15 protein-coding genes are annotated in these 20305 nt (G+C 46.7%); 13 read left to right on the top strand and 2 right to left on the bottom strand.

Features of this window, described 5'->3' with window-relative positions; genetic code table 11:
- The 9 genes from ACTHMC_RS08415 to ACTHMC_RS08375 form a co-directional block, all read left to right on the top strand.
- Positions 1–2041 (top strand): hypothetical protein (locus ACTHMC_RS08415; protein WP_440412532.1); only part of this gene is annotated, 2041 nt, incomplete at its 5' end.
- Between the two features lie 9 nt (positions 2042–2050).
- Positions 2051–3526 carry a RagB/SusD family nutrient uptake outer membrane protein gene (locus tag ACTHMC_RS08410; protein WP_440412531.1) on the top strand — a complete coding sequence of 492 codons (1476 nt, stop codon included), beginning with the start codon at positions 2051–2053 and terminating at the stop codon, positions 3524–3526.
- An 11-nt stretch (positions 3527–3537) separates the two neighbouring features.
- The gene (locus ACTHMC_RS08405; protein ID WP_440412529.1) at positions 3538–4314 is read left to right on the top strand and encodes a hypothetical protein; all 777 of its coding nucleotides are present in this window, start codon (positions 3538–3540) and stop codon (positions 4312–4314) included.
- Between the two features lie 20 nt (positions 4315–4334).
- Positions 4335–5261, top strand: a complete 927-nt coding sequence (locus ACTHMC_RS08400; RefSeq protein WP_440412527.1) for an ABC transporter ATP-binding protein — start codon at positions 4335–4337, stop codon at positions 5259–5261.
- Positions 5262–5325: 64 nt separating this feature from the next.
- Positions 5326–7677, top strand: a complete 2352-nt coding sequence (locus tag ACTHMC_RS08395; RefSeq protein WP_440412525.1) for a Gldg family protein — start codon at positions 5326–5328, stop codon at positions 7675–7677.
- A gap of 39 nt (positions 7678–7716) precedes the next feature.
- Positions 7717–10146, top strand: coding sequence for a Gldg family protein (locus ACTHMC_RS08390; RefSeq protein ID WP_440412524.1), 2430 nt, complete (start codon positions 7717–7719; stop codon positions 10144–10146).
- Between the two features lie 2 nt (positions 10147–10148).
- Entirely contained in the window at positions 10149–11459 is a 1311-nt protein-coding gene (locus ACTHMC_RS08385; RefSeq protein WP_440412522.1) for a MutS-related protein, read from the top strand.
- A 17-nt stretch (positions 11460–11476) separates the two neighbouring features.
- Positions 11477–12790 (top strand): MutS-related protein, encoded by a 1314-nt coding sequence (locus ACTHMC_RS08380; RefSeq protein ID WP_440412521.1) that lies wholly within the window; start codon positions 11477–11479, stop codon positions 12788–12790.
- 151 nt (positions 12791–12941) lie between these two features.
- Positions 12942–13409, top strand: a complete 468-nt coding sequence (locus ACTHMC_RS08375) for a hypothetical protein (protein WP_440412520.1) — start codon at positions 12942–12944, stop codon at positions 13407–13409.
- A 133-nt stretch (positions 13410–13542) separates the two neighbouring features.
- Here ACTHMC_RS08375 and ACTHMC_RS08370 read toward each other — a convergent pair whose 3' ends face one another.
- Together ACTHMC_RS08370 and ACTHMC_RS08365 are read right to left on the bottom strand one after the other, a co-directional pair.
- On the bottom strand, positions 13543–13905 hold the full coding sequence (locus tag ACTHMC_RS08370; RefSeq protein ID WP_440412518.1) for a VOC family protein: 363 nt from the start codon (positions 13903–13905) through the stop codon (positions 13543–13545).
- A 35-nt stretch (positions 13906–13940) separates the two neighbouring features.
- The gene (locus ACTHMC_RS08365; RefSeq protein WP_440412516.1) at positions 13941–14417 is read right to left on the bottom strand and encodes a hypothetical protein; all 477 of its coding nucleotides are present in this window, start codon (positions 14415–14417) and stop codon (positions 13941–13943) included.
- Between the two features lie 191 nt (positions 14418–14608).
- On the opposite strand from ACTHMC_RS08365, the gene ACTHMC_RS08360 reads away from it, so the two are divergent.
- The 4 genes from ACTHMC_RS08360 to ACTHMC_RS08345 all read left to right on the top strand — a co-directional run.
- Positions 14609–15820, top strand: coding sequence for a hypothetical protein (locus ACTHMC_RS08360; protein WP_440412515.1), 1212 nt, complete (start codon positions 14609–14611; stop codon positions 15818–15820).
- Between the two features lie 121 nt (positions 15821–15941).
- On the top strand, positions 15942–16538 hold the full coding sequence (locus tag ACTHMC_RS08355) for an RNA polymerase sigma factor (protein ID WP_440412513.1): 597 nt from the start codon (positions 15942–15944) through the stop codon (positions 16536–16538).
- Between the two features lie 64 nt (positions 16539–16602).
- Positions 16603–17787, top strand: coding sequence for a FecR family protein (locus ACTHMC_RS08350; RefSeq protein ID WP_440412512.1), 1185 nt, complete (start codon positions 16603–16605; stop codon positions 17785–17787).
- 245 nt (positions 17788–18032) lie between these two features.
- A partial coding sequence (locus ACTHMC_RS08345; RefSeq protein ID WP_440412510.1) for a TonB-dependent receptor plug domain-containing protein occupies positions 18033–20305 on the top strand: 2273 nt, incomplete at its 3' end.

Genomic DNA, 20305 nt, shown 5'->3' with positions numbered 1-20305 from the left:
TATGAATGCGATGGTAAGTTATTCCGGTGGCGGGCCGCAGCTCCGGTCTGTTCTGAGTGCAAACTACAGTACTACCAAACCTATTACCAGGGTGGCCGGTAAGAATGAAGCGATCAATCTGAGGATGGCTGTTGATTTTGCCAGTAATAACCAGAAATTGAAAGTATCGGCTACAGCGATATACAATTATGTGGCGGCTGATATGGTGAGTTCGCCCATACTGAACAAATTACCTCCCAATGCCCCATCACTGCTGGATTCTGCCGGAGAGATAAATTTCAGGGGATATGCAGGGACCAATGGTGTGATCGAAAGTACACAAATTCAAAACCTGTTCAGGCCAATTGACAGCCGGACCAATGGTCTGAGCTCCAATTTCAGAATAACTTATCAACTGGCGAAAGGACTGAATATCATATCCAACCTTGGATACGGAAGATCAAACAATGAAAGCTGGGCGCTCACTCCCATCAGGTCTCAGAACCCTGCTTTCAATCCAACTGGACAAACTGTGCATTCCCGCGGAACGAACAGTACGTTCACATTCGAGCCACAACTCAGTTACGATACCTGGATCGGTAAGGGAAAGCTCAGCTTGCTTACCGGCGCCACTTTCAAGAATGAAAAAAGAGAAAGCCTGAGCACGATGGCCGTTGGTTTTACCAATGATGCCCTGCTGCGTTCCATTATGTCTGCTCCGTTTTCCTATACCGCCAATACTTATTCTCCTTACAAATATTTCGGTGTGCTCGGAAGAGCGGAGTATATCTGGGATAACAAATATGTAGTGAACCTCACAGGAAGAAGGGATGGTTCCTCCAGGTTCGGTCCGGGTAACCGTTTCGGTAATTTCGGTGCGGTTGGAGCTGCCTGGGTAGCAACTGCTGAGCCCTGGATCTCCAAGACCCTTGCGCCTGCAGTAAGCATGCTGAAGTTCAATGTCAATTACGGAATTGCCGGATCAGACGGAGGAAGCGATTACCAGTTCCTTACTCAATGGGGCAGGAAACAAATGCCGGTTTATGGAGGTGTGGCGCCTATGATCAGTATGCACGCGGTTAACCAGGATTATCACTGGCAGTCCAGTAAAGAATTCAATATCGGTATGGAAGCCGGTTTGGGGAAAGAAAGCAGGGTGTCTGTTTCGTTCAATTATTACAGCAAACGGACAGGAGATCAGTTGCTGAGCAATCCCACACCCATCTATACAGGATTCCCAACCGTGTATGGTAACTGGAATGCTGTGATAGAGAATAAAGGATACGAAGGTGCCTTGATAGTACAGGCGGTACAAAAGAAACATTTTGCCTGGACAATAAGTGTGAATGGGGCGATCAATAAAAATATACTGGCGTCTTATCCCGGTCTCGAAAACTCACCTGACTTTTATAAATATGTTGTGGGACAATCGATCCAGAATATTTACCTGCTGAATTATCTGGGTGTGGATCCGATGACAGGTAACTACCAGTTCCAGGATTACAACATGGATGGAATGATAGATCCGGGCTCTCATTTCAATCAGGCACCCCTGACCTTTCCGAGCGATGTGCAGAAAGTGGTGTTACAGGGACCAAGATTCGCAGGTGGTATCAATCAATCCCTGAGATACAAAAACCTTTCCCTGAATCTTAGCTTCAGTTACAGGTTTCAAAATGGAACGGATGTATTCAGAACGTCGCAGAATCCGGGAACAATGGGAAATATCACGGAGGAAATGTTCAATAACCGCTGGCAGAAGCCGGGCGATAATGCCAGATATGCGAAGTTCACTACCACTTACAACCAGCCTTACGCCAGGGAACTTTCCAACCTTGGTTATGTGGATGCCTCCAGTCTGCGCATGAACAATATTTCATTGTTGTGGTCCCTTACTGAAAATCAATACCGGAAGCTTGGATTGAAAGGAGGCGCTATCAGCATCACTACCCAGAATATTTTCGTGATCACAAAGTACAGAGGCCTCGATCCTGATATTCAAAGTATCAATACGTTGCCACCCTCAAAAGACATCGTTTTAAACATTTCCCTCACCCTCTAATGCTATGCCATGCGAATTTCAAAACAAACCATCTTCATACTGGCAGGATTAGTTGCGCTGACTTCCTGCGACAAACTTGTATCTATCGATGATCCTATTGATACCATCACCACTAACCAGGTATTCAGGGATGATGTTCAGGCCCAATCAGCTATGGCGGGAGTATACTCGAAATTAGCCAATGGGAATGGCGAAAACTCAGCCGCTAACGACTTCAGTGCCGGCCTGTCTACTGTCCTGGGAGGATTATCTGCAGATGAGCTGGTAGTCAGGATGGTGGGAACTGAAAATGCTTTTTTACAATTCAGTACTAACAAAGTCCTTGTGCAGAACGCAATCTCGCCTGAACTTTGGGCATCAGCCTATACCACTATCTACCATGCCAATGGCGTGATCGAAGGCATTGCCGGTTCCACGTCTGCATCGCTCTCACAGGGTGTCCGAAAAAAGCTGACTGCAGAATCCAAAGTCATAAGAGCTTTCTGTTATTTCTATCTCGTGAATTTTTTCGGGGACCTGCCCCTTGTACTGACAGTGGATTTCAATGAAACCAGGAATTACCGCAGAACACCTGTTGCTGATATTTACAAACAGATCATCAAAGACCTGAAAGAAGCGCAGACAGATCTTCCAACGGAGAATACCGGACCGGATGGCACCAGGATCTATGCGGACAAATGGACTGCCACCGCCCTCCTTGCCAGAGTGTATTTATATGTGCGCGATTATGAGAATGCCTTCAAAGAAGCTGGGGCTGTGATTGCCAACACGGCACAGTTCGGACTTGAAATGGACCTGGATAAATCATTCCTCAAAACAAGCAGGGAAGCGATCTGGCAGTTTGAAAAATTCACCGCCAATTACTCGAGTGGCAATGCCACCGCTGAGGGCGCATTCCTTATCCCTGTCCGGAATTCTGAAAGCGATCCCGATTTCTCGTTAATCTATTACCATATGACCGATGAATTGGTGCAGGCCTTCGAGCCGACTGACAAAAGATTGTTGCATTGGGTAGGTTATTCACCGGTAAACAATACAGGCAGTCCACGGTATTTTGCTTATAAATACAAGATTGGGTATCATAACCGGGTCCTTGGCGGTGAGGCAACTGAATACTATACAGCCTTTCGGCTGGCTGAACAATTCCTCATCAGGGCCGAGGCTGCCGCCAATGGTGCAGGTACGCTCACAGACGCCATCGACGATCTGAATGCGATCAGGTTCAGGGCAGGGCTCGATGACCTGCCGTATAATCTGTCGCAGCAGGCTGTATTGGCTGCTATCGAGAAAGAAAGAAGGACCGAACTCTTCCTGGAATGGGGCCATCGCTGGTTTGACCTGAAAAGGACCGGTAAGGCAAGCACTGTACTTTCTCAGATGGCCGCCAAACAGCCCTGGGCAGGCGATTATCAACTGCTCTACCCGATACCTGTAAACGAAATAATCAATAACCGGAACCTCGCTCCCAATCCGGGTTACAACTAAAGCCTTTTGTAATGAAAAATATCCACTACTATATCAATGCCCTTCTTTGCATTGTATTGTTGAATGCCTGCGAAAAAAACGATACACCGGGAGTGGCCTCCCTGAATATCTTCAATGGAATAGCCGGGAGCAATATGCTGGTCACCAATTTAAATGGAACTGAACCGCTGATCTGGTACAGGTCTGCGCACAGACTGTACTATGGTGATCCTGGCGATGTAGCCGCGTACAACTCGGTCAAAAACAGGTTTTATTCCTATAGCGGCCTTCAGCGGATCGCATTTTTTGAATATCCAGATACACTGGCGCACAGCGTTCCGGTTACCCGGGTGCAGGTAGACCTGCCCGTTAGCTCAATCAATACCCTTTTCCTTACCGGAACAATACAGGCTCCTGATACTTTATTCCTGCGGGATGTATTGCCTTATCATACTGCAACAGACAGCACAGCAGGCATCCGTGTGGTGAACCTGGTGAACGGGCTCACGGTCAGTGTAAATCTGAAGAACGAGGCCAGCGGTAGTGAAGTGGAAAGCCTGGGATATAAAGCTGTTTCTGCCTTTAAGAACCACAACGTGAAGAAAGATCCGGAAATATATGAGTTCGAGATCAGGGATAAAACGAACGGTAACCTTATCACTACACAAATGATCGATACCAGGGATCGTGACATCGGCTATGGGATATCCAACCTGTATCGCTTCAGGAATTTCACTATCATCCTGTTTGGAGAGTTGAATAATACTGGTGCAGCTGCGCCGCGAACGGTTGTCATGAGTAATAATTAATCACGCTGAATAAAATAATGATGAGCACTATCCTTAAAATTGAACATCTGTCGCACAGGTACAGCAGCAGCTGGGCCGTGCGTGATCTCAACATCGAGATCGGACAAACGGGAATCGTAGGCTTGCTGGGGTCCAACGGGGCCGGTAAATCCACTACCATGAATATCATCTGCGGGGTGCTGAATCAAACCGAAGGAACAGTAACAGTGAACGGTTTCGATATCCGCAATCAACCGGAAGAAGCTAAGAAGGATATCGGCTTCCTTCCGCAAACGCCACCGCTGTACACAGATTTCACCATCGATGAATACCTGCATTACACCGCTAACCTTCGGGCGATGGACAAAACGAAGATCAAAGCAGCCGTTGAAGAAGTGAAGGAAAAGACTGGTATCGGGCATTTCAGCAGCAGGCTGATCAGGAACTTATCAGGTGGTTACAGGCAACGTGTAGGTATTGCGCAGGCATTGATCCATAAACCTAAACTGGTGGTGCTTGACGAGCCTACCAATGGACTGGACCCCAATCAACTGATCGAGGCGCGGAAAATGATCAGGGAGATTGCGCAGGAACATGCGGTACTGTTGAGCTCACATATCCTCTCGGAGATCCGTTTGCTTTGTAAAGATGTGATCATGATCGAATCCGGCAGGATGGTATTCTCTGATTCCATGGATGCATTCGATAATTATCTGTCGCCCAGCAGCCTGCTGGTTACACTTGAAAACATGCCTGCGGAATCAGCCCTGCTGGCCATAAAAGGGGTGAACAGGGTGGAAATGCTGACGGGCAGGCAGGTCCGGATCTATTTCGAACCCGGCCAGGTGATCAACGAAAGGATCGTGGAAGCAAGTATACAAAACAACTGGAGGCTCATGGAGATCAGCGCAGATAAGATCCTGCTGGATGATACTTTCAAACAACTCTCCATCCAGTCCGCCAACTAAATGATGGCGCTGCTACCTACTTACTATTTCTCTACTTAACAAGCATAAATACCAATCTATGAAGATGGTAATTCAAATCGCAAAGGCAGAGTTGCGAAACCTTTTCTATTCCCCTGTGGCATGGTTCCTGACCATTTCTTTCCTGGTGCTGTTTGCCTGGATGTACACTACACAGCTGTATATGATGGTGAAAATGCAGGATGCCTATATGGAAATAAAACCCGACTTCAAAGACCTCGGGCCATTCCCGATCACCATGTCTTTTTTCATGCCGCCCAATGGAGTGCTCAAGCTGGTACTTGAAAACCTGTACCTGTTCATACCGTTGCTGACCATGGGATTGATGGGGCGGGAAACGCAGATGGGAACCATCAGGCTATTGTACTCTTCTCCTGTGAAGCTCCGCCAGATCGTTGGCGGGAAGTTCCTGGGAATTATGGTGTACAATATGGTGCTGGTAGCTATAGCGGCCCTGTTCATGTTCTCTTTCGGTTTCTTCATGAGGTCTCCTGATTATGGTCTGTTCGTTTCTTCCGTGATCGGTCTGTTCCTCCTGACCTGTGCTTATACTGCAATAGGATTATTTGTAAGCAGCCTTACCAGCTACCAGATCCTGGCGGCGCTTGGTACTTTCCTGATCGTATTTGTGTTATCGAAGATCGATGGGCTTTGGCAGAAGTACGATATCCTGCGCGATATCACTTATTTCTTCTATCTGCCTGGCCGCACCAGCAGGATGATGAAAGGATTGGTTGCCTCCAAGGATATTATCTATTATGTCATGATGGTTTTCATGTTCCTCGGCTTCACGCTCATCAGGTTGAAAAGCCTGCGCGAATCCAAACCATGGTATGTGAAAACAATGCGCGTAGTGATGGTGGTTATGATCACAGTAGGAGTGGGATACTTTTTATCACTTCCTGTAACTACAAAGTATTGGGACCTTACGGCTGGAGAACGGAATACCATTCATCCCAATACCCGGAAAGTTGTAGCCGATCTGAATGAAGGGCCGCTGGAAGTGACCCTGTATGTGAACCTGCTCGGCAATTCCGCACTGTATGGTTTGCCGGAAAAAAGGAATGAATATCTGAACTATACCTGGGAGCGTATCCTTCGTTTCAAAACTGATATCCGCTTCAAATATGTCTATTACTATTATTATGATAATAGCCTCGATGGTGGCTCGCTGCAGCAGGTCTTTCCTGGTAAGAACAGTAAAGAAATGGCCCGTGAGATGGCTCAGGGATTCAAAGTGAATGTGGAAAAATTCAAGCCTTATGCTGAAATCGAAAACAGCATCAACCTCCATCCGGAAGGGCAGCGCCTGGTAATGCAGTTGTCTTACAAGGGAAGAAAGGAATTCCTGCGCACCTATAACGGGAGTGAAGTGGAATCTGTCTTCCCTTCGGAAGAGAATATGGCGGCCGCTTTCAAGAGGCTGGCCCATCCTGAAAGCAAACCGCTGATCCTGTATACCGCAGATAACCTGGAAAGGAACCTGTGGAGGAGCGGTGAAAGGGAGTATCATAATGCAATTTCCAAACAGTTCAGTAACGGCTTGTACAACCTTGGTTTCGATGTAGATTCCATTTCACTCGAAAAAGAAGAGATCCCTGCGAATATTACGGCGCTGGTAGTGGCTGATCCTAAAACGGCCTTCAGTGAAACGGTGTATCGCAAGATCAGAAAGTATATGGATGAGGGAGGCAATATTGTATTCATGGGAGAACCCGGTAAGCAGGACCTGCTCAACCCTCTTATAAAAGATCTGGGAGTGCAGATGCTCGACGGTAATGTGGTAGAACCATCCTGGCATGAAATGCCGCATATGGTGAAGCCTTATTATACCCGCGCTGCTCCTGACCTGGCCGATGAAGTAGGTCTCTGGCATGTAAGTGAAAAATGGAAAGAGGAATACTTCAAGGATACCATGAAAATGCTGATGCCCGGTGTTGCCGCTCTTTCTTACACGGATAGCAATGGCGCTGCCAGGAAGCCCCTGTTCCTCACCGTTGGTACCAGTACCTGGCTTAAAAAGGGAAAGCTGGTGGTAGACTCGGCAGAAGTGGTATATAACCAGCAGGATGGCGATATGAAAGGCTCATTCCCTACGGTCCTGCAATTGACCAGGCAAGTGGGCAACAGGCAACAGAAAGCCGTTATTTATGGGGATGCAGATTTTCTCAGCAATATGAGATGGAAGAATGGAGAGGTGATCAACCGCGCCGTCTTCTCCTGGATGACGGACAATGCTTATCCGGTATATGCTTTCCCATTCGAATGGCCGAAAGATAATCTCTTCCTGATCAAACCACGCACCGCAAAAATATTCCATATCGCTTCTGTATGGATCCTGCCTTCTATCCTGTTGATCACAGCTGTAGTGGTTCTGGTGAGAAGGAAGAGGAAATAGAACCAATTAAGTAACTGCATAAATTTCACATCAATGAGGATGGTCATTCAAGTTGCGAAAGCAGAGCTTCGTAACCTCTTTTATTCACCCATCGCCTGGTTCATGTTGATCGCTTTCCTGGTGCAATGTGGCTGGTATTATTCCACTCCGCTGGAATCATTTGCCCACTGGCAGGATATACTCCTGAGGAATAATCCCGAAACAGATGCTTTTGATAAATTGAGTTATACAAGAGCATTGTTCATCGGGGATGAGGGCTTTTTTTCCAACGTATTAAAAAACCTGTACCTTTTTCTTCCCCTGCTCACCATGGGACTGATCGGAAGGGAAGTTCAGAACGGCACCATCAAGTTGTTGTATTCATCTCCGGTTACCATTCGGCAGATCGTGACAGGTAAATTCCTCGCTTTCATGGTCTTCAACGGCTTGCTGGTTTTGATAGTGGGGATATTCTGCGTATCGGCTGCCATCCAGGTGAAATCGATGGACTATGGTATGTTGTTGTCTTCAATGCTGGGCTTTTACCTGCTTGCCTGTACTTATGGTGCTATTGGCGCTTTCATGAGCAGCATCACCACTTACCAGGTGGTATCTGCATTCAGTACTTTTCTCGTAGTCCTTTTGCTGACATTTATCGGCAACGTCTGGCAGCAATATGATTTTGTAAGGGACCTGACATTCTTCCTGCACCTTCCGGGGCGCACAGAAAAAATGCTGGTAGGCCTGATCACCACCAAAGACGTGATCTACTTCCTGGTAGTGATCACCATTTTCCTGCTATTCACTATTCTCAAATTGCGGGGGGCACGCGAAACAAGTCCCTGGTATGTTAAGGCCAGCCGTTATATGGGTGTACTGGCAGCCGGCCTGTTGATCGGTTATATTACTTCCAGGCCTGCACTGACTGGCTATTGGGATACCACAGCACAGAAGGTGAATACCCTCCATCCGAAAACCCAGGAACTGATCCGTGAAATGGGCGATGAGCCGCTGGAAGTAACCCTGTATGTGAATTATATGGGACGAGGGGCTAACGCAGGATTGCCCGCAGCACGTAACTTCTATCTCTCCTGGGTATGGGAGCAGTACACGCGATTCAAACCAGATATCAAATTCAATTTCGAGTATTATTATGATCACGACAGCACCTTCATGGGCAATCATATATACAAACGTTTTCCCGGAAAATCATTGGAGCAGATCCTCCTGAAAATGGGAGAATATACAGATGCGGATGTGAGCTACTTTCAAAAGCCGGAAGAGATGCGTAAGAAGATCGATCTGCGCCCTGAGGGCCTTGCACTGGTGATGCAACTGAAATACAAAGGCAGAACGGAATTCCTGCGTACTTACAACGACTCTAAATTGTGGCCCAGTGAGAATAATTTTGCGGCTGTCTTCAAGAAACTGCTGCATCCGGAAAAAATACCGCATATAGCTTTCGTTACCGGTCATTATGAAAGGAATATTTATAAACTCGGAGAAAGGGAAATTGGCAATCATACTGCCATTAAGGAATCCCGCGTTGCCCTGGTGAATTATGGATACAATATGGATTCTCTGTCGCTGGACCATAATGATATTCCTGCCAATACAACATTGCTGGTGTTGCCCGATCCGAAGACTGAGTTGAGTGAGAGTTGTCGTACCAGGATCCGTCAGTATATCGATGGCGGTGGCAATATGTTCATCCTGGGGGAACCTGGCAAGCAACAGGTGCTGAATCCCGTTCTGCAACAAATCGGAGTGAAGCTGGAAGATGGGATCATCCTCACGGAATACAAACAGGAGGCGCAGGATATGGTAGTGCCTTCCATTAATATGGCCATGCTGAGTTTAATGGAGGATCCCTCCGCCGCCGTATTCAAAAAGGTGAAGCCAAAGCATACTAATCTGGTAATGCCCGGTGTAGCTGCCCTCCAGGTGGCGGATTCCAATAGTTTCACCTCCTCTGCCTTGCTTGCCACAGATAAAAAGATAACCTGGATCAGGAAAGGGGTGTTTGTGCGTGATTCAGCCAAACTGCAATTCAATGCGGCAGAAGGTGACCTGCGCTCAGCGCCATCTTTTGGAGATGCATTCCAGGTTATACAGGCCTCCAACAACACTGCACAAGATCAGAAAAAGCCGGAGGACAACCACGTAAGCAATGATGGAGATGGGTTTGCCACCATGCTGGCTATGCACAGGAATGTCCGGAATAAAGATCAGCGCATATTGGTGGCTGGCGATGCGGATTTTCTGAGCAATATCAGATCGCTGCAGGTAGGAAAATATGCCAATTACTTCTACAGCTGGTTGAGTAACGGCGAATTTCCGGTGTATTTACCTGGCAACCCACCGCCGGATAATCACCTGAATGTGGGGCCTGTTACTGCCAAAACGCTCCGGGTCATTTATATCTACGTATTGCCCGGTGCAGTGCTGCTGTTTGCAACCCTTTTGCTGATCAGACGAAAAAGAAAATAAAAATGTATTTACAAACAGACGATCAAACGATAGACGATCTCCGCATATTCGGAAAGCGCGACAGCCCTGGTGTATTTGATCTTTACAACAAGGTGCATACGCGCGGCGGAGAAAACCTGTTGAAAGAAATGTTCCGGGCGCCCTTATCGGATATGGGTAAGATCAATACAAGGAGCAGTATGATTCAGCATTTCGCAGGTAATAAAATCCCATTCCCCTTTAGCGCATCCATGTTTGACATGGCTGAAAAGTATATGCAGAGCGTGGAAGAGACCAGCAGGCAGGGAAATCATAAGCCACTGCTGAGCGAAAAAGAGATCGGAAATGGTGTTGCTGCTGTGATAGAACTGATGCAAACCACCAGATCCTTTATCCATTCTCCTTCAGTATCGGGCCTGGCGGCATTTGCAACAGAGAGGAAAAGTATAGCCACTATTCTCAATGATGCAGCCTTTGAGCCCGTACTGAGGGAGAATGGAAAATCAAGGTTGGCTTATGCTGCAGTGGCCGCTTATGATGTGCTGTTCCGCAACCGGGAACACGCAAAAGTGAACCGGCTGTTGCAGCATATCTATTACCTGGATGTACTGCTGTCCGTAGCTGCAGTTGCAGTAGACCGTGGATTTGTTTTTCCCAATGCACATGCAGAAAAGGGAGCTGCGCTGATACTGGAAGGTGTTTATCATCCTGAACTGAAATCGGCAGTGGCCAATGATCTCCGCATGAAAGAGGATCATAATCTTGTTTTCCTCACCGGGGCCAATATGGCTGGTAAATCCACCTTTCTCCGCTCTGTAAGCGTAGCCATGTATGTAGCGCATATGGGATTCCCCGTGGCTGCCAAAAAGATGGAGTTTTCTGTGATGGATGGCATTTATACAACCATCAACCTGCCCGATAACCTGGGCATCGGCGCCAGCCATTTCTATGCGGAAGTGCTGCGGGTGAAGCAGGTGGCTGCGGAACTCAGTAAAGGAAAATCCATTTTTGTGGTGTTTGATGAGCTGTTCCGTGGTACCAATGTAAAAGATGCGCATGAAGCGTCAGTTGCTGTAGCGCTTTCATTTGCCAGGAAAAGGAACAGTCTGTTCATTATTTCTTCCCATATCATTGAAGCGGGGGAGCAGTTAAAACAAATGAACAATATTGGTTTCTGGTACCTGCCAACACGTATGAACGGAAATATGCCGGAGTATACCTATCGCCTTGAAAACGGCATCACGGATGACAGGCACGGTATGATCATCATCCGTAATGAAGGTATTCTGGATATACTGGAAAAAGGGAAGAAAAAAGCAACACAGTCCGTATAAAAATATTTTCTACAATCATGGCCTTCAATCTCGATAAACAAACGCTGGAGGAGTTGAACCTGACAGGTAAGTTCCGTACCGGCTCCGTGTATGCGCTTTTCAATAAAGTAAAAACAAATGGAGGGGAAAGGCTGCTGGACCAGATGTTCCGGCATCCTTTGGAGGAAGCAGGCGCTATCAATGAACGCAGCAATATATTGCAGTTTTTTGAAAGGGCGGGTTATACATTCCCTTTCGATCCGCAGCAGCTGACCCAGATGCGGGAATATGTGGATGCAGCCGGTACCGGAAGCGCCCTGATGGTGCTTATGCAAACCATTGTGAAAAAGATTTTATCCGGCCTTACACGTGATGAACGTTACCGGAAAAGCATTCAGGGACTGCAGGCTACCATCGGGGTATTACAGCGATGTCAACAATTCATAGATACGATGCAGGCTCCGGCAGTATACCGGCAACGGGTTGAAGCGATTAAAAAAATACTTATGGATAAAAGACTGCAAAGACTCCGGGAAACGGATATTTATCAGTCGATGCCCCTGAAAACACTGGCTCATTATGAACACCTGCTGAAAACAGAACTGCATGGAGAGATGGCGGTGCTGCTTTCTTACATCGATGAACTGGATGTTTACATAGCAGTAAGCGCGGTGTCAAAAAGTAAAGGATTCAATTATGCCGTGGCGTTTGCCCCTGAAAAAAATATGCTGCATGCGGAGAACCTGCGTCATCCTTGCATTGACAAAGCAATAGGTAACCAGTTGCAAATGGATCAGCACAGCAATGTGCTGTTTCTGACGGGTGCAAATATGGCTGGTAAGTCAACCCTGATGAAGAGTATCGGCATAGGCTTATACCTGGCGCATATGGGTTTTCCCGTTGCGGCGGAACAGATGGAGTTCTCTGTTCGTCAGGGATTATATTCTTCCATTAATGTATCCGATAATATCGGCCTTGGTTACAGTCATTTTTATGCAGAAGTGGTAAGAGTGAAGCAGGCTGCGGAAGCTGCTGCCAGCGGTAAACGGCTGCTTCTGATGTTTGATGAATTATTCAAAGGTACAAATGTGAAAGACGCTTATGACGGCACACTGGCCATTACCAGGTCTTTTGCCGATTATACGGATTGTCTGTTTATTGTAAGCACCCATATCATAGAAGTAGGTGAAGCCCTGAAAGACAAAAGCAATATCCGGTTTTCCTTCATGCCCACCATCATGGAAGGCGCTGTGCCCAGGTATACCTATCAACTCAGGGCCGGAATAACTGAAGACAGGCAGGGGATGATGATCATCAGGAATGAAGGCATTCTTGAAATGATGGAAGACTGACTATTTAAACTTTCATAACATTTCCGCAGACTGGGCGGATCGAAAATCATTCCGGTGTACTAATGGAATTCTAATGTTGAAAGTCCTGGGGTGGCAGGCAAATTGATATTATCAGGGTATACCTGTTTATTAATCATTAAATAACCTCTCTATGACTACAATCTATCTACTTCTTTTATTGCTATCCGGGGCTGAAGAAAGAACCAACCTGATACATTACAATCAGCATATAATAAGTACCGGTACTGACACAATCGTTGTTCCTAAGACCAGCAGGCATTCATTGATCATTACAGATACGGTGATCGCTGCCGGGCAGCGCAAGATGGAGACTTTCTCAGTGAACGGTTCAGTCCCTCCGAAGGAAGTCACGCTGAAATTGAATGAGCAGGCGGAACTGCGATTTGTGAACAGGACGAGGGATGTTGTTTATGTCGCATTTTCTGAAAACCAGCAGATCGGAAATTCCACGCCGGTCATCCAGACGCTCTTCAGGGGAGCAGAGCTGGTGATCAGGCCTAATACCGCTACCGGCGGGGTTCATTCATACCGCATCTACAGGTTTGAGCAGGAAGGCACCGGCGCCAGCGGCTCTGTGGTAGTTGAATATCCCAGGTGATTTTGAAGAGGAATTGCAACAGAGCTCAGTAACATTGATTCCGGTATGGCAGGAATATTCATTACAGGTGTTTCAGATGGCCTTGGGAAGTATGAGGAAAATAGACCTGGCGCTTTGCCTTTTTTGAAGATTTTTACAAAGACCAAACAGCCAGTTCATAACCATCCGGATCTGTGAAGTGGAATCTTCTGCCTCCCGGAAAACTGAAAATTTCCTTCACTATCCGGCCTCCTGCCGAAACTATCTTCTGCTGGGTGCCTTCAATGTCATCAGAATACAGGATTACCAGAACAGTGCCATTTACTGGCTCTCCCGGAGTGAATCCTCCATCGATATAGTCGCCTTCAAAGGCTGTATAATTGGGCCCATAATCAGTAAACTTCCATCCGAAACTCTTTGCATAAAATTCTTTAGCGCGGTTGAGGTCTTTCGACAGGAATTCAATATACTGTACCTGTTCGTGTATTAATTTGTTGTCAGGTTGAGTTTGTGACATATCTTTTTATATTTATAAAGATAAAGTTGTTGTTGCTATTGAACTTCGATTGTGCAGCCTGGAAAATACTCTCTCAACTTTACCAATATTTCAGTTGTTTCGTCCTCTGTCAGCTCTGATGAAAGGATAAGCTTTTTCAGTTTTTTCAGTTGTGTGAGAGTGAATATATCAATTACCGGAATATTGTTCTTGCAGATATCCAGGTACACCAGTTCGGTTAACTGGTTAATGTATGGAAGACTGGCTGAGCTTATGTTTATATGATCTTTTAATGTCAGTTCCCGCAGGGTTTTAAGCTTTGAAATATATTCCACTCCTTCATCCGTTACTTCTGTGCAACGCAGATAAATGCTGTCTATATGCTTGACTCTGGATGTCAGGAAATAAAAGAATTCATTGTCGTGCGACGAGTCGATACCGGTGATGCCGCTCATTTCTTCAGGAATGGCAGACAGGCTTTTGATATTGAAGTTCCTTTCCCAGAAGTACTTTTCTCTTCCTTTAAGTTTCATCAGGTTCAGGTTGTAGAATGAGTTTATTCCGCTTATTTGATAAATATAGGTCTTTTGGCGATCCTTTAAGCCAGGGCAGGTGCTGATTGCGGAAAAGTAAATCTTCTGGAATTTTTTATCGACCGCATTATAAATTCTGATGACCTTTTTGCTTTTCTCCGATAATAGGGAATACCAGCAATGTCATCATCATGAAACAACTACTTTTTATTTGCAGCTTATCGCTCATCATCACCTGCTGTCATAGCCAGCCTGCCGAAAAGAAAAGCAATATGACCCATACAAAACAACCCGCTCAAAGCAATTTCGTTGCAGGGAAGGACTACCAGGAATACCAGCGGGTTCGCCTGCTTGACAAACAGGGATTTACAGAACCCCAGGAAGCATACAGTTTATTATTACCTAAGGGCTGGACTAACAGTGGCGAAGTGATCTGGAATCCGCCAGGTTCCGCCTGTGCGGGTACTTACAAAAAACTCCAGGCCAATTCCGCCGATGGCAGCTATTCTTTCACCATCTTCCCTGATCTCAATTTCAACTGGAACCCTGATCCCGCCATGCGGCAGTTCCAGCAATCAGGCAATGGATCTTTTTGTTCCAGTCGTGAGCCGGTGCAGGCTGAGCCTTTCCTGAAACAATGGCTGGCAAATGAACTGGGTAATCCTCAGCTGATCTCCGTAGAACCTAATCCTTATGTGGTACAGGAAATGTCGGAGAGCAATGGAAAAGCAGGACAGGAGTTACGTTCGTATGGCGCCGGACAGATGCAGTTTCAGGGATCGGCCGTTAATGCAAAAGTGAAATGGAAAGATGGGACGGAAGCGCTGATCACGGTGGGTGTAAATATTCTGGCCTTGCAGGTACCCAATGTATACAATGGTACGAGTAATACCATCTATACTACGCAGGTCTCTCACCGGTCTGTTTTCAAATATCCCTCGGGTGCCGGCAAACAGGCGGAAAACCTGCTCAGCGTTATCCTGCCCAGCTTCCGCAGTAACCCGGCCTGGAACGATGCCGTGAACGGATTCTGGAAGCAGGTAAGGCAGCAAAGCCATGTGGTGCATACAGGACGGATTAAGATGATGGACGAGCAAACCAAACGGATCGGAGAGCAGGCTGTGAGGAATGGACAAGACAGGCTGAATGCCATGGATCAGCAGATGCGTAACTGGGAGCAGAAACAAAGTTCACAGGACCGCATGCACACCGCCTTCATAAAAACCATCCGGGAAGTGGAGAACTACCGCGATGAAACGGGCAAATATGAAATGTCATCTTTCTACAATCATGCGTGGAGCCGCGCAGATGGCAGCAGCTTTATCATGACCAATAACCCTAATTTCAATCCTGCTTCCGTATTGCAGGATCAGCAATGGAAAGAAATGAAGAAGGTAGACTAGGTTGCTCCGATTCTACATATTGCGTTCCGGATGAGTCCATCACGATCCAGTTGCTCAAAAAACTGCGCCTAACCGCAATTTTGGGTATCATTGTACATTAAATGCAATCAAAGTAATGTAAATGTCCACTGACGGTATGTATGACCATCTCCGGGAAAGGGAACTGTTCAACCGGATAGCTGAAGGAGATGAAGAGGCTTTTAAACTGGTTTACCAGCATTTTATGACCATCCTGAGCGGGGCTGTAATGCAGCTGGTAAAAACTGAAGCGGATGTGGCTGAAGTGCTGCAGGAATCTTTCATGCGCGTATGGCTGAACCGGGATAAGTTCCCCGGGATCGCGCAACCCGGCGGATATGTAAGAAGGATCATTATCAATGAATGCTACCGGCATATAAAAAAGAACCAGGTGAGGGATAAGCTTCACCAGAACCTCAATACATCCGCTGATCTTCAGGTTGCACACCTGGCAGAACAGCGGGTAGAACTCACTGAAACCAAAGCGCTTATTCAGGATGCCATCAGTGAAATGTCGCCCAGACAGTACACCATTTATGCACTCAGCCGGGAACAGGGTAAGCGGATCCCTGAAATTGCCGAAAAGCTGGAGCTCTCCCAGGATTATGTGAAGAAAACACTGGCTACTGCCCTGAAGAAGATCCGCAAAAAATTAAGGCAGTCCGGTAAACTCCTACCTGTTATCTTATCTTTTTTTTAATTTTTTTTCAGACCTATACCCCCCATTACCCTTTTCGAGGGTCAATGTAACAGTACTATACACCATGGACCAACAAAAACTTGCCTACTTACTGAACAGGTACGCGGATAACAGCATCTCGGATAGTGAGAAAGAAGCCTTGCTTACTTTCCTCAGATCCGGTGAGAACGAAGAGTTGGCGCTCGAAGCAGGTGAAGCCTTCCTGCTTGCTCATGCGCAGGACGGTACCGATCTGAAGCCTTATTCATCCATCGCACAGCAGATCCTGGATACTGACCGCATAGATATGCAACAGGGGAAAAAAGGCATACTGCTTCGTATGACACGCCCTGCAAAGATCGCAGCTGCTGCTGTATTGCTGGCGCTGGCAACCGGCATCTGGTGGTGGAACCGCTCCCCGGAACAGCCACCGGTGATAGCGGAAGTGAAACCGGTAAACAATATCGCTCCGGGTAAAGAGGGCGCTATATTAACCCGTACAGACGGAAGCAAAGTGGTGCTGGATAATTCAGGCAGGAAAGAGATCAGCGATCCTGCAGGAGCCAGCATATTACTGGATAACGGTACGATCACTTATAAAAATAATACTGGTTCGGATGCCGCCAACCTGAACACCATATCCACCCCCAACGGCAGGACCTTCCAGGTTTTGCTGGAAGATGGATCCAGGGTATGGCTCAATGCAGGTAGCTCCGTTACTTATCCCATGGCATTTACAGGCAGTAACAGAAAAGTGAGGATCACAGGAGAAGTGTATATAGAAGTTGCAAAAAAAGCAAACAGTCCTTTCCTGGTGAACGTGGATGACCGTGCAGAAGTGGAAGTACTGGGAACAAGTTTCAATATCAATGCCTATAAAAATGAACCCATCATAAAGACAACGCTGTTAGATGGCGCTGTAAGAGTATTGGCTGCCGGCAGAACCCGGTCAGAGGTACTGAAACCCGGGCAATTGGCAAAAGTGGATGAAAACGGAAAGATCAGTTCCGGCATCGCTAACATCAATGAAGTGACTGCCTGGAGAAATGGACTTTTCCATTTCAGCAACGCCAACGTGGAAGAGATCATGCGGCAACTGAGCAGGTGGTATGACGTGGAAGTGAAGTATGATGGCGGTATTCCTGTAAGAACCTTCTCCGGCGAGATCGGGCGGCAGCTGAGCCTTCAACAGGTATTGGCTATCCTGCGCACCATCCGCATCAATTATACTATCGATAACGATAAACAGATCACCATTAAAAATAGCTGAAAGAACTTTTGAAAAACCAGCTTCCGGTTGTTCTTAGTTACGGAAGTGAAAAGAGATAGATCAAAACAAAACCGGGGATCAGATTGCACCCTGCCCCGGTTAGTTTAAGATTGATCTCTGACAGGAATTGTACTGCTTAATATCAACCTAAACATTGCGAAAGTATGCAAATTCACGCGTACTGCGACAGGTTCTCCATTTGGAGAAAACTGAAGTCGCAGTTTTCAACCAAACTACTGTTAGTCATGAAACTAACGATGATCTTATTATTGGGCGCATTCCTCCATGTGAGCGCCGGCACCAAAGCGCAACTGGTTAATTTCACCGGGAAATCGGTGACTTTACAGCAGGTATTTGATGTGATCAAAAAGCAGACAGGTTATGTTTTCTTTTATGATGACGCAGAGCTCAGGAATGCCAGACCTGTATCGGTGGAATTGAACGGCGTTACTATCCGCGAAGCCCTTGCTTCCGTGTTGGGCAACCAGCCTTTCTCCTACGATATCCAGGGCAATACTATTGTGATCACCGCCAAACCCCTGAACCTTTTTCAGCCGCTTGTGATCGCAGAAAAAAGGGATCCCATCAAAGGCCGGGTGAACAACAATGTGGGCACGCCGTTGGTAGGCGCAACGGTTACCGTCAAAAACAAGAAACGTACCATGCAAACCGATGCCCAGGGCAGGTTTACCATCGATGCAGAAGATGATGATATACTCGTGGTATCTTATGTAGGGCATGCAAAATTTGAAATGCCTCTTGAAAAATACGCAGCCCTTTCAGCCGGCAAATCAATCACTATTTCCGGAAGTAATGTTGCAAAGTCAAGTACCGGGGAAATGTTCATTACCCTCCAACAGGATATCGCCACCATGAGCGAAACGGTGGTTACCGGTTATCAATCGCTTAAAAGAACCACGGTGGCCGGTTCTGTAAGCACTATCAAAGCGGAAGAACTTTACCTGAATGGTGTGAATACCCTTGAACAGGCTTTACAGGGTAAACTGCCTGGCGTGGTGATCTCCAATCCTACAGGCCTTACCGGTGTCCGCCAGCGTACACGCGTGCGCGGAACTTCCACTTTATTGGGAACACAGGAACCTGTTTGGGTGGTGGATGGTATTATCCAGGAAGACCCTCTGCCTTTCAAAACCGCTACCCTCAATGCGCTGGGTGAGATCAACCAGGATAATTTTGATTATATCAGGGATTTTGTAGGTAACTCCATCAGCTGGCTCAATCCTAATGATATTGAAGATATTACTGTTCTCAAAGACGCATCCGCAACGGCCATCTATGGTGTGCGTGCTGCCAATGGCGTAATTGTGATCACTACCAAAAAAGGAAAGATAGGCCCCGCGTCTATCAATTATTCGGTGAACACCAGCATCACGGAAAAAGTAACCTATGACCGGCTGGAAATGATGAACTCCAAAGAACGCGTGGCTGTATCCAAAGAGATCTATGAGCGCGGACTGATCAACAATAATCTGAACAATACAATCGGTTATGCCGGTGCATTGAACGACTATCTCAACAAGCGGATCACTTATGAGGAATTCAACCAGAAAGTGGCCAGGATGGAAACCGTGAATACAGACTGGTTCGACCTGGTTTTCCGCGCACCCATCAGCATGAACCATAACCTGAGCATTTCCGGAGGCAATGCCAATACCAGGTATTATGCGTCTGTAGGATACAATTCTACCAAAGGCACCGCCATTGGAAATGATAATACAGGTTATTCCGGTAGTGTTAGCATCAACTCCCGCCTTACCAATAAGCTCAATGTGAGTTTACGGTTATCCGGTTCGCAGAAAAAAACAACCGGCTTCTACCAGGTGAGCCCTTATACATATGCAGCCAAGATCAACCGGGCACTGGAAGCATATGATGAATCAGGTGCATTATCCTATTACCCTAATGAGAGTGGTTTCAGATTCAACTTTCTCAATGAGCGAGACAATACCGGGCTGGAGAACGAAAACCTTGGTATCAACACCAGTATCGATGTGAATTATGATATCCTTCCCGGACTTCGTTTTCAAACGATGTTTGGTTACAATACTACCACGGTGGAAGGCAGATCATGGGCCACTGAAAGAACGGCATATATTGCTAAGTTCAGGAATTACGAATATGGTACTGTCAATCCAACGGATACAAGATATATCAACAGCCGATTACCTGTTGGTGGAGAATTGAATGAAAACAGGAGTTCTTCCACTGCCTGGAACTGGCGTAACAGTTTGTCTTTTTCCAGGGTATTCAGGCAGGTACATGCGCTCACTGTGATGGTAGGACAGGAAGCCAACAGCACCAGGCTTACGGGAGGCAGTGCCACTACATACGGCTATATGCACTACCGTGGTAAATCCTTTGCCACCGTTCCGCTCACCTACACTGCCAACAGAACGCCCAATGCACTCTACACGGATATGCAGGCTTCCCGCAAGAATGTTGACAGGCTCACCAATAATATGGGGTATTACGCAACGATGAACTATTCATACGACGG

This window comes from Pseudobacter sp. (assembly GCF_051955275.1).
Taxonomy (GTDB): Bacteria; Bacteroidota; Bacteroidia; order Chitinophagales; family Chitinophagaceae; genus Pseudobacter.
Note: the sequence above shows the minus strand (reverse complement) of the source record. Positions and strands in the feature narration are given on the sequence as shown.

What these genes read in the sequence shown, in the direction of transcription:
- ACTHMC_RS08410 (WP_440412531.1), top strand. Translation starts at nt 2,051, where the DNA reads ATGCGAATTTCAAAACAAACCATCTTCATACTGGCAGGATTAGTTGCG.
- ACTHMC_RS08405 (WP_440412529.1), top strand. Translation starts at nt 3,538, where the DNA reads ATGAAAAATATCCACTACTATATCAATGCCCTTCTTTGCATTGTATTG.
- ACTHMC_RS08400 (WP_440412527.1), top strand. Translation starts at nt 4,335, where the DNA reads ATGAGCACTATCCTTAAAATTGAACATCTGTCGCACAGGTACAGCAGC.
- ACTHMC_RS08395 (WP_440412525.1), top strand. Translation starts at nt 5,326, where the DNA reads ATGGTAATTCAAATCGCAAAGGCAGAGTTGCGAAACCTTTTCTATTCC.
- ACTHMC_RS08390 (WP_440412524.1), top strand. Translation starts at nt 7,717, where the DNA reads ATGGTCATTCAAGTTGCGAAAGCAGAGCTTCGTAACCTCTTTTATTCA.
- ACTHMC_RS08385 (WP_440412522.1), top strand. Translation starts at nt 10,149, where the DNA reads ATGTATTTACAAACAGACGATCAAACGATAGACGATCTCCGCATATTC.
- ACTHMC_RS08380 (WP_440412521.1), top strand. Translation starts at nt 11,477, where the DNA reads ATGGCCTTCAATCTCGATAAACAAACGCTGGAGGAGTTGAACCTGACA.
- ACTHMC_RS08375 (WP_440412520.1), top strand. Translation starts at nt 12,942, where the DNA reads ATGACTACAATCTATCTACTTCTTTTATTGCTATCCGGGGCTGAAGAA.
- ACTHMC_RS08370 (WP_440412518.1), bottom strand. Translation starts at nt 13,905, where the DNA reads ATGTCACAAACTCAACCTGACAACAAATTAATACACGAACAGGTACAG.
- ACTHMC_RS08365 (WP_440412516.1), bottom strand. Translation starts at nt 14,417, where the DNA reads ATGAAACTTAAAGGAAGAGAAAAGTACTTCTGGGAAAGGAACTTCAAT.
- ACTHMC_RS08360 (WP_440412515.1), top strand. Translation starts at nt 14,609, where the DNA reads ATGAAACAACTACTTTTTATTTGCAGCTTATCGCTCATCATCACCTGC.
- ACTHMC_RS08355 (WP_440412513.1), top strand. Translation starts at nt 15,942, where the DNA reads ATGTCCACTGACGGTATGTATGACCATCTCCGGGAAAGGGAACTGTTC.
- ACTHMC_RS08350 (WP_440412512.1), top strand. Translation starts at nt 16,603, where the DNA reads ATGGACCAACAAAAACTTGCCTACTTACTGAACAGGTACGCGGATAAC.